Consider the following 396-nt stretch of genomic DNA (forward strand, 5'->3'; position numbering starts at 1 on the left):
AGGCCCCACCGCCCTCGCCGCAGCGCCCGGGGCCCTCGCGCCAGATGAAGGCCGTGGAGGAGCCCGCCGAGGAGCCCGCGCCCCCCGCGGAGGAACCCGCCCCCCAGCCCGCGGAGGCCGCCGAGTCCCCGGACGCCGGGTCCTCCGAGGAGCCAGCGAGCGCCGAGTCCGCGTCCTCCGAGGAGCCCGCCTCCCCGTCCGCGGAGATGCCCGTCCCGGACGAGTCCGGCGAGGAGCGCGGCGCTGGCGCCATGTCCTCGCTCAAGGACAAGCAGAAGCTCGTCCCGCTCGTGGTGATGGGCGTGGTGGGGCTGCTCTTCCTGGTGATGATGATTGCCGTGCTCGTCGGCGCCTGAGCGGGCGTCACGGCCGTCGCACCAGGGCCGCACGGCCCAG

General features: G+C 76.3%; 1 pseudogene. It reads left to right on the forward strand.

Features of this window, described 5'->3' with window-relative positions:
- Positions 1-356: pseudogene (locus D7Y04_RS44915) on the forward strand (FHA domain-containing protein); the annotation flags it as partial.
- Positions 357-396: the final 40 nt, after the last annotated feature.

The sequence above is a fragment of the Corallococcus sp. AB038B genome (genome assembly GCF_003668955.1).
In the GTDB taxonomy this organism is placed as follows: domain Bacteria; phylum Myxococcota; class Myxococcia; order Myxococcales; family Myxococcaceae; genus Corallococcus; species Corallococcus exiguus.